10 protein-coding genes are annotated in these 13,968 nt (G+C 69.8%); 8 read left to right on the forward strand and 2 right to left on the reverse strand.

Annotated features, from left to right (window positions below):
* Positions 1 to 2: 2 nt before the first annotated feature.
* The gene (locus ALSL_RS12850; protein WP_126539664.1) at positions 3 to 752 is read right to left on the reverse strand and encodes a GntR family transcriptional regulator; all 750 of its coding nucleotides are present in this window, start codon (positions 750 to 752) and stop codon (positions 3 to 5) included.
* Positions 753 to 941: 189 nt separating this feature from the next.
* Here ALSL_RS12850 and zwf point away from each other — a divergent pair, with 189 nt between their 5' ends.
* From zwf to ALSL_RS12870, 4 genes are all read left to right on the forward strand, one after another.
* A complete protein-coding gene (gene zwf / locus ALSL_RS12855) occupies positions 942 to 2,393 on the forward strand; it encodes a glucose-6-phosphate dehydrogenase (protein WP_126539666.1) in 1,452 nt (483 codons plus the stop codon).
* Between the two features lie 39 nt (positions 2,394 to 2,432).
* Positions 2,433 to 3,140: a 6-phosphogluconolactonase gene (gene pgl, locus ALSL_RS12860; protein ID WP_126539668.1), complete on the forward strand. Its 708-nt coding sequence runs from the start codon at positions 2,433 to 2,435 to the stop codon at positions 3,138 to 3,140.
* 67 nt (positions 3,141 to 3,207) lie between these two features.
* Positions 3,208 to 5,031, forward strand: a complete 1,824-nt coding sequence (edd, locus tag ALSL_RS12865) for a phosphogluconate dehydratase (protein ID WP_126539670.1) — start codon at positions 3,208 to 3,210, stop codon at positions 5,029 to 5,031.
* A 10-nt stretch (positions 5,032 to 5,041) separates the two neighbouring features.
* Positions 5,042 to 5,689 (forward strand): bifunctional 4-hydroxy-2-oxoglutarate aldolase/2-dehydro-3-deoxy-phosphogluconate aldolase, encoded by a 648-nt coding sequence (locus tag ALSL_RS12870; protein ID WP_174928864.1) that lies wholly within the window; start codon positions 5,042 to 5,044, stop codon positions 5,687 to 5,689.
* A gap of 17 nt (positions 5,690 to 5,706) precedes the next feature.
* On the opposite strand, the gene ALSL_RS12875 is transcribed toward ALSL_RS12870, so the two are convergent.
* Positions 5,707 to 6,495, reverse strand: a complete 789-nt coding sequence (locus ALSL_RS12875; protein ID WP_126539674.1) for a TatD family hydrolase — start codon at positions 6,493 to 6,495, stop codon at positions 5,707 to 5,709.
* A 207-nt stretch (positions 6,496 to 6,702) separates the two neighbouring features.
* On the opposite strand from ALSL_RS12875, the gene ALSL_RS12880 reads away from it, so the two are divergent.
* From ALSL_RS12880 to gspF, 4 genes are all read left to right on the forward strand, one after another.
* Positions 6,703 to 8,289 carry a M4 family metallopeptidase gene (locus ALSL_RS12880; RefSeq protein WP_126539676.1) on the forward strand — a complete coding sequence of 529 codons (1,587 nt, stop codon included), beginning with the start codon at positions 6,703 to 6,705 and terminating at the stop codon, positions 8,287 to 8,289.
* Between the two features lie 102 nt (positions 8,290 to 8,391).
* Entirely contained in the window at positions 8,392 to 10,851 is a 2,460-nt protein-coding gene (locus ALSL_RS12885) for an ESPR-type extended signal peptide-containing protein (RefSeq protein ID WP_126539678.1), read from the forward strand.
* 166 nt (positions 10,852 to 11,017) lie between these two features.
* Complete coding sequence (gspE, locus tag ALSL_RS12890; RefSeq protein ID WP_126540272.1) at positions 11,018 to 12,727, forward strand: type II secretion system ATPase GspE; 1,710 nt, start codon at positions 11,018 to 11,020, stop codon at positions 12,725 to 12,727.
* Between the two features lies 1 nt (position 12,728).
* On the forward strand, positions 12,729 to 13,946 hold the full coding sequence (gene gspF, locus ALSL_RS12895; RefSeq protein WP_126539680.1) for a type II secretion system inner membrane protein GspF: 1,218 nt from the start codon (positions 12,729 to 12,731) through the stop codon (positions 13,944 to 13,946).
* Positions 13,947 to 13,968: the final 22 nt, after the last annotated feature.

Below are 13,968 nucleotides of genomic sequence, written 5' to 3' on the forward strand. Positions count from 1 at the left end.
GCTCACTCCGCATGCAACTCCGCGACGAAGTCGTAAACGTCGCCCCGGTACCATGAGCTGGTGAATTCGACGATGCGGCCATCGTCCAGGAAGCTGCGGCGTTCGATGGCCAGGCCCGCGCTGCCGGGCGAGACGTGCAGCAGATGGGCGTGCTGGGCGGTGAGCAGGACGGCCCGCAGCCGCTGCAGGGCGCGACGGGGTCGACAGCCACGCGCCTCCAACGCCTCGTAGAGCGAATCGCGCACCAGCGACGGGTCGGGCAGCGCGCTGGCCGGCACCACGCTGCGCTCGATCGCCAGCGGCTCGTCGCCGGCGTAGCGCACGCGATGCAGCCGGACCACGGCGGTGCCGGGCGACAGGTTCATCGCCATCGCCTCTTCCGGCGTGACCTCGCCGATGCCCCGCTCGAAGAATTCCGATCGCGGATTGAGCCCGCGGGCGCGCAGATCCTCGGTGAAGCTGGTCAGCCGCGAGATCGGCTTGACGATGCGTTCGGCGACGAAGGTGCCGGCGCCGTGGCGCTGGGTGAGCAAGCCCTCCTCGACCAGGCCGGCAAGGGCCTTGCGCACGGTCACCCGCGAGATGCCCAGGCTCTGCGCCAGCTCGCGCTCGCTCGGCAGGGCATGGCCGGGCTCGATCTCGCGCCGATCGATCACGTTGCGGATCGCCTGCCGCAGCCTCAAGTACACCAGAGGCTGCGAAGGTGACTCGTCACAGAGCCGGCGATATTCCTGATTCAGGATGGATTCCATGCCAAAAACCATACCAGTCGCATTCCAGTTGCACAACCCGCCGTCCGCCAAGGCAATTTCGGAAGACCAATATGGCTACAGTTGGTGCTGTGGAGGCAAGCCTCACAGATTGCCATGGGCTGGTCTTATGGTATTGCAGTGGTATGATGCCAAGCCCTATCCGCGTCCAGGCCCTGCGCAGGTGAATGCATGAACAGTCCCGCTTCGCATGTCGACCCCTTCGATCTGGTGATCTTCGGCGGCACCGGCGACCTTGCCATGCGCAAGCTGCTGCCCGCGCTGCTGCACCGCTATGTCGACGGTCAGATTCCCGAAGGAACGCGCGTCATCGGCGTGGCCCGCGAGCAGCTGGACGACGACGGCTATCGCGCCCATGCGCGCGAGGCGCTGGGCGAGCGGCCGCAACTCGATGCGTTCCTCAAGCTGCTGCACTACCGCCCGCTGGATGCGCGCAAGGACGACGGCTGGCAGGCATTTGCCGAGATGCTCGATGCCGAGCCCGGCCACGTGCGGGTGTTCTACCTTTCCACGTCGCCGGAGCTGTTCGAGGACATCTGCAACCGCTTGGGCAGCCACGGCCTCAATCGCGGCCAGTCGCGCGTGGTGCTGGAAAAGCCGATCGGCCACGATCTGGCCAGCGCCAGCCATATCAACGATGCGGTCGGCCGGGTGTTCGACGAGTCGCAGATCTTCCGCATCGACCATTACCTCGGCAAGGAGACGGTGCAGAACCTGCTGGTGCTGCGCTTCGGCAATGCCCTGTTCGAGCCGCTGTGGAACGCAGGCCACATCGATCACGTGCAGATCACCGTGGCCGAGACGCTCGGTGTGGGCCGGCGCGGTGCTTATTACGACCGTTCCGGCGCCCTGCGCGACATGGTCCAGAACCACATGCTGCAGCTCCTGTGCATGGTGGCGATGGAGCCGCCGGCCTCGCTGTCGCCGGATGCGGTGCGCGACGAGAAGCTCAAGGTGCTGCACGCCCTCAAACCCATCGACGGGCGCAACGCCATGCAGCTCACGGTGCGCGGCCAGTACCGCGCCGGCGTGGTCGACGGCCAGAAGGTGCCGGGCTATCAGGAGGACCTCGGCGGCAAGCCGAGCGATACCGAAACCTTCGTCGCGCTCAAGGCCGAGATCGGCAACTGGCGCTGGGCCGGGGTGCCGTTCTACCTGCGCACCGGCAAGCGTCTGGCGCAGCGGGTGTCGGAGATCGTGGTGGCATTCAAGTCGGTGCCGCATTCCATCTTCGACGCCACCGTGCCGCTGGCGCAGAACCGTCTGGTCCTCAGGCTGCAGCCGGACGAGGGGGTGAAGCTGTGGCTCACCATCAAGCACCCGGGTCCTGGCGGCCTGCGACTGCGCCACGTGCCGCTGGACATGAGTTTCGCCGAGGCCTTCGGCGTGCAGCAGCCCGATGCCTACGAACGCCTGTTGCTGGACGTGGTGCGCGGCAATCCCACCCTGTTCATGCGCCGCGACGAGGTCGAGGCAGCCTGGCGCTGGGCCGATCCCATCCTTGCCGCCTGGGCGGCCAGCGGCGAGGCGCCGCGGCCCTATGCCGCCGGCAGCTGGGGTCCGACCGCGGCCGTGGCGCTGATCGAGCGCGACGGCCGCACCTGGAACGAAGACAGCGAATGACGCCGCAACACCCCCTTCAGCCCGATGAGGTGATGAGCCATGTCCGCCGATCACATCCGCCGGCACACCTATGCCGACCCCGAAAGCCTGGCCCGCGCACTGGCCGAGCGTGTCGAGGCCACCCTGCGCGAAGGCGTGTCCGCACGCGGGCAGGCCGTGCTGGCGGTGTCCGGTGGCAGCACGCCGGTGCGTTTTTTCGAGGAGCTCTCACACAGGGCGCTGGACTGGGCCAGGGTCACGGTGACCCTGGTCGACGAGCGTTGGGTGGACGAAGCCAGCGAGCGATCCAATGCCCGGCTGGTGAAACGGCATCTGCTGAAAGGGCCGGCGGCGGCGGCCACTTTCGTGCCGCTCTACACCGGCGCCGAGACGCCCGAGGCCGGCTGTGCCGAGGCGCGCCGACGCATCGCGGCGCTGCCGCGCCCGTTCGACGTGGTGGTACTCGGCATGGGCGAGGACGGCCACACCGCCTCGTTCTTTCCCGGCGGCGACCGCCTGGCCGAGGCGCTGGATCCGGACAACCCGGCCCTGGTCGTGCCCATGCGCGCCCAGGGCGCCGGCGAGCCGCGCATCACCCTGACGTTGCCGCTTTTGCTCGACACCCGGCTGCTGGTGCTGCACATCGAGGGCGAAACCAAGCGCGCGGTGCTGGAGGCCGCCCTTGCCGAACCCGATCCGTCGCGCCGGCCGGTGAGCGCGGTGCTGCAACAGCCGCGCACGCCAGTGGAGATCTACTGGGCGCCCTAGCCATGGCCCGGGCGCCTGACGCTTTTCAATCTGCTTTTTTTCAATCTGCTTTTTTCTGGACGTTTTCATGACCGAGCCAAACCCCACCGTCGCCGAGGTGACCCGGCGTCTCGTCGAGCGCAGCCGCGCCACGCGCGCGGCCTATTTGCAGCGCATCGACGCCGCCGGACGCAGCGACGGGCCGCGGCGGGCCGCGCTGTCGTGCGGCAATCTCGCCCACGGCTTCGCCGCCTGCGCCGCGCCCGACAAGGCCGCGCTGCGCGAGGGTCGCGGGCCGAACCTCGGCATCGTCACCGCCTACAACGACATGCTCTCGGCGCATCAGCCCTACGAGCGCTATCCGGCACTGATCCGCGAGATGGCGCGCCGGCATGGCGCCACCGCGCAGGTCGCCGGCGGCGTGCCGGCGATGTGCGACGGCATCACGCAAGGGCGTGCGGGCATGGAGCTGTCGCTGTTCTCGCGCGACGTGGTCGCCATGGCCACCGCCATTGCGCTCTCGCACGACATGTTCGACGGCGCGCTTTACCTCGGCATCTGCGACAAGATCGTGCCGGGGCTGTTCATCGGGGCGATGAGCTTCGGCCACCTGCCCGGCGCGTTCGTGCCATCCGGGCCGATGCCGAGCGGCATTCCCAACGAGCAGAAGTCCAAGGTGCGCCAGGCCTACGCCGAGGGCAAGGCCACACGCGAGGAGCTGCTCGAAGCGGAAGCGGCCTCGTATCACGCGCCCGGCACCTGCACCTTCTACGGCACCGCCAATTCCAACCAGATGCTGATGGAGATCATGGGCCTGCAGCTGCCCGGCTCCAGCTTCGTCGCACCGGACACGCCGCTGCGCGACGCGCTCACCGCCGCGGCGGTGGCGCGCGTGGCGGCGATGGCCGAGCCGAACGGCGCGGAGCATCTGCCGCTCGGCCGGCTGATCGACGAGCGCAGCATCATCAACGGCGTGGTCGGCCTGCACGCCACCGGCGGCTCTACCAACCACCTGCTGCACCTGGTGTCGATGGCGCGCGCGGCCGGCATCGAGCTGCGCTGGGAGGATTTCGACGCGCTGTCCGCCGCGGTGCCGCTCCTGGCGCGGGTGTATCCCAACGGCTATGCCGACGTGAACCAGTTCCACGCCGCCGGCGGCATGGCCTTCCTGATCGACCAGCTGCTTGCCGCCGGGCTGCTGCATGCGGACGTGCACACCGTCGCCGGACCCGGGCTCGAACGCTATACGCAGGTGCCCGCGCTGGACGACGGCGGCGCGCTCAAGGGGTCGCCGGTCGCCAAGACCAGCGGCAACCGCGGCGTGCTGCGCGGCATCGACGAGCCGTTCCGCGCCGATGGCGGTCTGCGCCTGCTCGACGGCAACATCGGCCGCGCGGTGATCAAGGTTTCCTCGGTGCCGGAGGACCGCATGCTGATCGAGGCGCCGGCGGTGGTCTTCCACGACCAGGACGACGTCCGCCGCGCCTTCGAGCGTGGCGAGCTCGATCGCGACTTCGTCGCCGTGGTGCGCTTCCAGGGCCCGCGCGCGATCGGCATGCCGGAACTGCACAAGCTCACGCCCACACTCGCCGTGCTGCAGGATCGCGGCCACCGCGTCGCCCTGCTCACCGACGGGCGCATGTCCGGCGCCTCCGGCCGCGTGCCGGCGGCAATCCACGTGACCCCGGAGGCCGTCGCCGGCGGCGCGATCGCCAGGATCCGCGACGGCGACATGATCCGCCTCGATGCCGCGCATGGACGTCTGGACGTCCTCGTCGATGCGGACGCCTGGGCCGCGCGCGAACCCGCCACCGCCGATCTTTCCGCACACCAGCACGGGATGGGCCGCGAACTGTTCAAGCTGTTCCGCGACAACGCCATGAGCGCCGACCAGGGCGCAGGAGTGCTTTGACATGACGCCGATGCAAGACAAACAGACCCGTGTCGAGGCGGTGATGAAGCTCGCGCCGGTGATCCCGGTGGTGATCATCGACGAGGCGCGCCACGCGGTGCCGATGGCGCGCGCGCTGGTCGCCGGTGGCATCCGCGCGATCGAGGTGACGCTGCGCACGCAGGCCGCGCTGGATGCGATCCGCGCGATCGCCGCGGAGGTGGAAGGCGCGGTGGTCGGCGTCGGCACCGTGCTCTCCGGGCATGACCTGGCCGCCGCCGAACGCGCCGGCGCGCGCTTCGCCGTCTCGCCCGGCGCCGCCCCCGGCCTGCTCGACGCCGCCGACGACAGCGCGCTGCCGCTGCTGCCCGGCGTCGCCACCGCGAGCGAGGCGATGATCCTGCTCGAGCGCGGCTACCGGCACCTGAAGTTCTTTCCCGCCGTGCCGGCCGGCGGCGTCAAGCTGCTCGGCGCCTGGGCGAGCCCGCTGCCGCAGCTGCGCTTCTGCCCGACCGGCGGCATTGGCCTGGCCAACGCGCCGGATTTCCTCGCCCTGCCCAACGTGCTGTGCGTGGGCGGCTCCTGGCTGGTACCGCCGGAGCGGCTCGCCGCCGGCGACTGGGCCGGCATCGAGCAGCTGGCGCGCGAGGCTTCCATGCTGCGGCGCCCACACGCCTGAACGCGGGGCCCTGACCTTCAGCGCAGCCCAAAGAAGGCGATCGCGTTGGCCGTGCTGTGCGCGGCGGTGACCTCCACGCTCTCGCCGCGGTCGCGGGCGATCTCCGCGCAGATGTGGGCCAGATACATCGGCTCGTTGCGCCGGTGCGCGGGCGGCGGGCGCACCGTGCGCGGCAACAGATAGGGCGCGTCGGTCTCGATCATCAGCCGGTCGGCGGGAATCTCGCGCACCAGCTCGCGCAGATGCGTGCCGCGCCGCTCGTCGCAGATCCAGCCGGTGATGCCGATGTGGCAGCCTAAGTCCAGATAGTCGAACAAGGCCTCGCGGGTGTCGGTGAAGCAATGCACCACCGCGCCGGGCACGCGGTCGCGATAGCGCTTGAGCTGCGCCAGGAAATCGGCGTGCGCGTCGCGCTGATGCAGAAAGAGCGGCAGATGCAGTTCCGCGGCCAGTTCCAGCTGGCGCTCGAACGCCGCGTGCTGTGCATCGCGCGGCGCATAGTTGCGGTAGTAGTCCAGGCCGGTCTCGCCGATCGCGCGCACGGCGCGGTCGCCCGCGAGCTCGCGCAGCCTCGCGTGGGTGGCCTCGTCGTAATCGAGCGCGTGATGCGGGTGCACCCCGGCGGTCGCCCACAGCATGCCCGGATGCGCGTGCGCCAGCGCAAGCGCCTGCTCGCTGCTCGCGCGGGAAGCGCCGGTGACCAGCATCCGCGTCACCCCGTGCGCGCGAGCCCGCGCGAGCACCGCGTCGAGATCCTGCCGGAACGATTCATGCGTGAGGTTGGCACCGATGTCGACGAGCTGCATGGACATAAGCCGTATCGCCAAAAGCGCCATTATCCCCACCCGCAGGGCGCGCCACGAGGCTTGCGCGCCGCTACTTGGAAAAATGGAAATTGTGGCGGGTGACAACCACTGCTATTAGCTCAAGGCTTCCGCACGCCATGGGCGCAAGCGGAGAAGGCCGCAGACTCGGGGGCGGCATGGTCTGTCCACTACGAAGGGTTTGCACACATGCCACGCAAACGACTCGCCGGCGCCCTGCTCGCCGCACTGGGGTTGACTATTCCGTTCGCAGCTTCCGCAGCGGTGTCCATCCGCATCCATGCCGGCAAGCTCGGCCAATCGCCCGACACCGATCTGCCCCGACGGCTCGGTCTGGATGCCGGCACCACCCTGACCGCGACGGCGCATGTGCGCACCGCGCACAACACGGTCAAGACGCGACTGCAGCAGCAATTCGCCGGCTTGCCGGTCTATGGTCGACACCTCGTGGTGGAACGCGCCACGGACGGCAGCATCGTCGGCGTGGAAGGCCTGGCTGCAGGCGGTCTGCCGCTGGATCTGCCAAGCACCCGGGCACGGCTCAGCGCGAGCCAGGCGCAGGCGGCCCTGAAGGCGCGCCTGGGGCACACGGCGCTGCCCAGCGAGGGCGAGCAGGGGACGCTCTTCATCTATCCGGATGCCGCCAAGGCGCGCCTGGTCTACCGCGTTTCCTACCGGGTCTGGGCCGGCAACCGGCTGTCGCGACCCACCGCGCTGGTGGATGCCAATTCCGGCGACATTCTGTCCACGTGGGAAGGCCTGACCACCGGCCGCCGCCCGCCCGATACCTCTACGCCGGTGCCGGTGGAAGCCACCGGGCCCGGCGGCAACGAACTGACCGGGCTCTATCACTACGACGGCATCGGTGCCGGACATGAGCTTCTGCCCGCGCAGCGCACCGGCAATACCTGCTATCTGCAGGATGCCGACGTCAGCACCTACAACCTCGCCGGCGGTCAGCGGGTCGTGCAGTGGTCATTCGGCTGCGCGGGCAACGATTCCACCCGCTGGGTGAGTTCGGGCGATGCCATCAACGGCGCCTTCTCGCCGGTGAACGACGCGCACCATTTCGGCGGCGTGGTGCACGACATGTATCAGGACTGGTTCGGCGAATCGCCGCTGGTCACCGATGCCGGCACGCCCATGCAGCTGTCGATGTGGGTGCACTACGGCACCAACTACGAGAACGCCTTCTGGGATGGCAGCGAGATGGTGTTCGGCGACGGCGACCAGTACTTCTATCCATTCGTGGTGCTGGACGTGACCGGCCACGAGATCAGCCACGGCTTCACCGAACAGCACGCGGCTCTGGAATACGTCGGCCAATCCGGCGGCATGAACGAGGCGTTCTCGGACATGGCCGGCGAGGCGGTGAAGTACTACGACCGCGGCGTCAACGATTTCCTGGTCGGCGCCGACATGGTCAAGCCCGCCACGGTTCCTCTGCTCGGCATGCCGGCGCTGCGCGACATGTGCACGCCGAGCCGCGACGGCCAGTCGATCGACAACGCCGGCGCCTATTACGACGGGCTGGACGTGCATTACTCAAGCGGCGTGTACAACCGCGCCTTCTGCACCCTGGCCAAGACCAGCGGCTGGAACACGCGCAAGGCGTTCGAAGTCTTCCACGATGCCAACGCGCTGTACTGGGGGCCGCGCGAGACCTTCGCCAGCGGCGCCTGCGGCGTGCAACGGGCCGCGGGTGATCGAGGTTACGGCGTCGCGGACGTGACCGCGGCGTTCGCCGCCGTCGGCGTGACCTGTCCTCAAATCTAAAAAACCCGTCGCCGGCAGCCATGGCCTGCCGGCCGTTGCCTGCATTGCTTGCGACCGGCCCCGGCGGGGTCGCGTCCGCACGTTGCTCCCAAGGAGAGTCCTATGAACAAGGTTTTCAGCAAGGTTTGGAATGCCCGCAAGGGCGCGCTGGTGGTGGCTTCCGAATTCGCCACGCAGCGCGGCAAGGGCGGGCGTACCGGCGCGGCCCTCGCCCTGGCCTGCGCAGCCGGTGCGGCAATGCTGTGCCCCGCCGGCCAGGCATGGGCCCAGACACAGGACCAGCCACCAACGCTGTGCACGCTCAGTGCCGGCACGGGGACGGCCACCGGCACCAACGCCTTCGTCTGCGGCCCGGCGGCCTCGGCACAGGCCGGAGGCACTGCCCTGGGTGCCCGTGCCCAGGCCGCCGCCGAAGCGGTGGCGCTCGGGGATGGCGCCAGCGCCAGCGGCGAGGCGAGCACCGCGGTGGGCGGGGTCTATATCGACTACGACGGCACGCCCTATGCCACCTTTGCCTCGGTCTACGGCGCGACGGCGCTTGGTGCGGGAGCCGGTGCGGATGGAATCGACAGCACCGCAGTCGGCTCGCTGGCCTACGCGACCGGACAGGGCGCCTTCGCCGGCGGCAACAATGCCGGCGCCGCCGGTTACAACAGCGTGGCGCTCGGCGCCAACGCCCAGGCATCGGACCGCGGCAGCATCGCCATCGGCGGCGGCGATGCCGATCCGGCCAACAACTACCTGGCCACCGAGGCGCAGGGCGAGGGCGCGATCGCGATCGGTTCGCTGGCCGCAGCCGAGGGTCGCGGCGCGCTCGGCCTCGGCTACCAGACCGTGAGCCTGGGTGACAACGCCAGTGCGCTCGGCAACGGCGCCTGGGCGCAGGGCGCGGGAGCCACCGCAGTCGGTGGCTCCGCCTATGCCGGCGCAGACACCGCCACCGCCATCGGCAACGATGCCGTGGTCGTCGGCGAGGGGGCCACGGCCGTGGGTGCCGGCGCCTATGCCGAAGGCGCCTACGCGATCGGCATGGGATTGCAGTCGGGCGGCTATGGCGGCGCCATCGGCCTGCAATCCATCTCCATCGGACTCAACAGCGGTGCAACGAATGTCGGGGCCGTGGCCTTGGGAGGATTCAGCCTGGCGCAGGGACGGTTGTCCACTGCACTTGGCTACAGCGCGGCAGCCACGGGTACGACCGCGGTGGCGGTGGGGTATGGAGCCCGGGGTACGGCCTCGAACGCCGTCGCCGTGGGCCAGAGTGCTCAGGCGACGGCTTCCAACAGCGTCGCCCTGGGCTCAGGCTCCGTGGCCAATCAAGCCAATACGGTATCGGTGGGGACTTCGTCGAGTCAGCGCCGTATCACCAACGTCGCCGCCGGCACGGCCGCGACCGATGCCGTCAACAAGTCCCAGCTCGACGCGGTGGCTGCGCAGGCGGGCCAGACCGACGCCAGCGCGGTGAAGTACGACGGCGCCGACAAGCGTGCGGTGACCTTCGCCGGTCCCACCGGCACGACACTGCACAATGTGGCGGCAGGCACGGCGGCGACTGATGCGGTGAACAAGGGCCAGCTCGATGCGGTCAGCAGCCGCGTGGATGCCAACACCACGGCCATCGGCGTGCTGGATGGACGCGTCACCGGCATCGAAGATCAAATCGGAGGCCTGCAGCAAGACACCGCGAAGCTGAGTGCCATCGGCGTCGATACGACCAACGACGCCAGCGATCAGGCATCGGTGGCGGCGGGAAGCAGGGGCGTGGCCATCGGCGCCTCGGCCAAGAGCGGCGGTGACCACGCCACCGCCGTGGGCGGCGACAGTGAGGCGGCGGGCGCCAACGATACCGCCCTGGGTGGTCATGCCAGGATCGATGCCGACGGCAGCACGGCGGTCGGCGCCAACACCCATATCACGGCCGACGCCACCAATGCCGTGGCGGTGGGCGAGAGTGCCACGGTGTCGGCCGCCTCGGGCACGGCGCTGGGACAAGGCGCTTCCGCATCGGCACAGGGTGCGGTGGCGCTGGGCCAGGGCGCGGTCGCCGACCAGACGGACACGGTCTCGGTGGGCAACGCCGGCACGCAGCGCAGGATCGTCAACGTCGCCGCCGGCACGGCCGCGCACGATGCGGTCAACGTGGACCAGCTCGACGAAGTCACCCAGCAGGCGCTGGAGACCGCCAAGAGCTACGCCGACAACGGTGACGTGGCGACGCTGCAGCAGTCGCGCGCCTATACCGACAGCAAGTTCGCCAATACGGTCGGGCGCAGCGAGTTCGACACCTTCCGCAACCAGGTCGACGATCGCTTCCACGACGTCGACCGGCGGCTGGATCGCGTCGGTGCGATGGGCACGGCGATGGCGCAGATGAGCATGAACACGGCGGGCCTCGCGGGCGACAACCGCATGGGCGTGGGCGCCGGACGTTATGGCGGCCAGTCGGCGATCGCGGTGGGCTACCAGCATGCCTTCCGCGACAATCGTGCCAGCTTCTCGGTCGGTGCCTCGGCTTCCGGCTCGGAGAGCTCGGTCGGCATCGGTGGCGGCTTCAGCTGGTGAGACGACGGCCGGCCGGGCCAGCCTGGCCGGCCGTTTCGCCAGACAGCCGACATCAAGCGATCGCCAGGATGTGCTAACTAAGCATCTTGCGCCGGCGGGGGAACCGGCGGACGAATGGCTATTCGAGGTGGTTGGGGTGGGATCGACATCGGCGGCAGCGGCCTGGGTGGATTGCGTGGCGGGCACGGCGGACGGGCGCGAGGCCGCGGTGTGCGCGGCGCTGGTGGCGCGTGGGGCGTTGAAGGAAAGCGACCTGGCGCGCGCGCGGCGGCTGCACGAGGAAACGCCCGAAGGCACGCTCACCGCGCTGCTCGCGCGCTTGGGTCTGGTCGCCGAACGCGATCTCGCGCAGGCCTGGTCGGAGCTGCTCGGCGCGCCGCTGCTCGTCGCCGCCGAGGCGCCGGTGCTGGCGCCGCCGGAACTCGAAATCTCGCCGCGGTTCCTCAAGCAGCAGCACGTGGTGCCGGTGCGCGAGGGCGAGGACAGCCTCGCGCTGGTGGTCGCCGATCCGGCCGACCCATACCCGCTGCAGGCGGTGGAGCTGGCCGCCGGCAAGCGGGTCGGCCTGCGCATCGGTCTGCGTTCGGAGATCGACGAACTGATCGAGCGCTACTACGGCAGCGGACGCTCGGCGATGGGCGCGATCGTGGAGAACCTCGACGGCAGCGCCGCCGAGGAAGAGGACGTCGAGCACCTGCGCGATCTCGCCTCCGAGGCGCCGGTGATCCGGCTGGTGAACCTGATCCTGCAGCGCGCAGTGGAGAGCCGCGCCTCGGACGTGCATGTCGAGCCGTTCGAGAACCGCCTGAAGGTGCGCTATCGCATCGATGGCGTGCTGCACGAGGTGGAAGCGCCGCCGGCCTCGAGCACCGCGGCGGTGATCTCGCGGGTGAAGATCATGGCGCGGCTCAACATCGCCGAGCGCCGGCTGCCGCAGGACGGCCGCATCCAGTTGCGCGTGCAGGGCAAGGAGCTCGACCTGCGCGTGTCCACCGTGCCGACCAGCTTCGGCGAATCGGTGGTGATGCGCATCCTCGACCGCGAGACGGTGGCCTTCGACTTCGCCGAGCTCGGCTTCACCGACGCCTTCCGCGCGCGCTTCGTCGACGTGCTGGAACGCCCGCACGGCATCCTGCTGGTGACCGGCCCGACCGGCTCGGGCAAGAGCACCACGCTGTACACCGCGCTCTCCAAGATCAACACGCCGGACGTGAAGATCATCACCGTCGAAGACCCGGTGGAATACCAGCTCGAGGGCATCAACCAGATCCAGGTGAAGCCGCAGATCGGGCTGGACTTCGCCAACGCGCTGCGCTCGATCATGCGCCAGGATCCGGACGTGATCATGATCGGCGAGATGCGCGATCTGGAAACCTGCCGCATCGCCATCCAGTCCGCGCTCACCGGCCATCTGGTGCTGTCCACGCTGCACACCAACTCGGCCGCCGGCGCGGTCACCCGGCTGCTCGACATGGGCGTGGAGGATTACCTGCTGGGCTCGACCGTCAACGGCATCCTCGCCCAGCGGCTGGTGCGCCGGCTCGATCCGGCCACCGCGGTGCCCTATGAGCCCGCGCCGGAAGTCATCGAACAGTTCGAGCTGGAACGCCATGCGCAAGGGCAACCGATCCGCCTGTGGAAGCCGGTGCCGAGCGCGGCCAATCCAACCGGTTATCGCGGCCGTCGCGCGATCATGGAGTTCCTGGTGATGAGCGATGCGCTGCGCCGGCTGGTGATGCAGCGCGCCGACGCCGGCGCGATCGAGCGTCAGGCGCGCGCCGAAGGCATGCGCAGCATGTACGAGGACGGCATCGCCAAGGCGCTCGCCGGCATCACCACGCTGGAAGAAGTGCTGCGCGTGACGCAGGAGGGCTGAGGTGGCGCAGTTCCGCTATCGCGCCGTCAGCGCCGCCGGCGAGCTGCTCGCCGGATCGATGGAAGCGGCCAGCGTCGAGGACGTGGTCGCGCGCCTGCAGGACCAGGGCCACACGCCGCTGGAAGCGCGTCCCGCCGCAGTCGGCGACGATGGCGCGGGGCTGGCCGCGCTGTTCCGGCGCGGACCCTTCAGTGGCGACCAGCTCGCCCAGTTCACCCATCAGCTGGCGACCCTGCTCGGCGCCGGCCAGCCGCTGGATCGCGCGCTCGGCGTGCTGCTCGAACTGCCCGAGGGCGAACGCGCGAAGCAGCTCGTCGAGCGCGTGCGCGAACGCGTGCGCGGCGGCGCGCCGCTGTCGCAGGCGCTGGAGGAGGAGCACGGCGTGTTCCCGCGCCTGTACGTCGCGCTGGTGCGCGCGGGCGAGAGCGGCGGCGCGCTGGAAGACACCCTGCGCCGCCTGGCCGACTACCTCGAGCGCGCGCAGCAGCTCAAGGGCAGCATCGTCAACGCGCTGATCTACCCGGCCTTCCTGCTCGTCGGCGTGCTCGGCTCGCTGGTGCTGCTGCTGGCCTACGTGGTGCCGCAGTTCGTGCCGATCTTCGAGGACATGCAGGTGCCGATCCCGCTGATCACGCAGGCCGTGCTCGCGCTCGGCAACGTGCTCAAGACATGGGGCTGGCTGCTGGCGATCCTCGCCATCGCCGGTGCGTTGCTGTGGCGCGCGCGACTGCGCGACCCGGCCGCGCGGCTGGCCTGGCACGCGAAGCTGCTGAGCCGGCGCGGCATCGGTCCGCTGCTGCTCAAGATCGAGACCGCGCGCATCGCGCGCACGCTGGGCACGCTGCTCGTCAACGGCGTGCCGCTGCTTTCCGCGCTCGCCATCGCGCGTCAGGTCACCGCCAACCGCGCGCTGGAAGCGGCGCTCATGCAGGCCGCCGAAGCGGTCAAGGGCGGCGCCGGGCTGGGCCTGGCGCTCGCGCAGTCGCAGCGCTTCCCGCGGCTCGCGCTGCAGATGGTGCAGGTCGGCGAGGAAGCCGGCCAGCTCGACACGATGCTGCTCAAGGTCGCCGACACCTTCGAGCTGGAGAGCCGGCGCGCGATCGATCGCCTGCTCGCCGCGCTGGTGCCCGCGCTCACCATCGCGATGACCGTGCTGGTGGCGATCATCATGGCGGCGATCCTGCTGCCGCTGCTCAGCCTCACCAGCAACATCCAGTAATCGGCGCGCAACGTTTCGGTTC

Source organism: Aerosticca soli, from assembly GCF_003967035.1.
Taxonomy (GTDB): Bacteria; Pseudomonadota; Gammaproteobacteria; order Xanthomonadales; family Rhodanobacteraceae; genus Aerosticca; species Aerosticca soli.